We start from the raw sequence: 315 nt of genomic DNA on the forward strand, positions 1-315 counted from the left end.
ACCGCCGACAAGACCACCGTCACCGAAGGCGGCCAGATCACCTACACCGTGACCCTGACCAACGCCCAGGGTCTGCCGGTCAACGGCCACAATGGCCTGACCTTCACCCTGACTGACGGCACCAAGGTCACCATTCCGGCCGGCAGTGCGAGCGGCACCTTCACCATCACTGCACCGGACGATGTATTCGTCGGTGGCCAGCCGAGCATCGTCAACAAGATCGAGTCGGTTGCCGGTGGCGACAACTTCGAGAAGCTGACCCTCGGCGACAACACCGTCACCACGACCGTGACCGATGAGCCTGGCACCGGCACT

Annotated in this window: 1 protein-coding gene; it reads left to right on the forward strand. The window is 63.5% G+C overall.

The features are described from left to right. A partial coding sequence (locus CC207_RS25145; protein WP_143496175.1) for an immunoglobulin-like domain-containing protein occupies positions 1 to 315 on the forward strand: 315 nt, incomplete at both ends.

The sequence above is a fragment of the Pseudomonas sp. DrBHI1 genome (assembly GCF_002205115.1).
Taxonomy (GTDB): domain Bacteria; phylum Pseudomonadota; class Gammaproteobacteria; order Pseudomonadales; family Pseudomonadaceae; genus Aquipseudomonas; species Aquipseudomonas mosselii.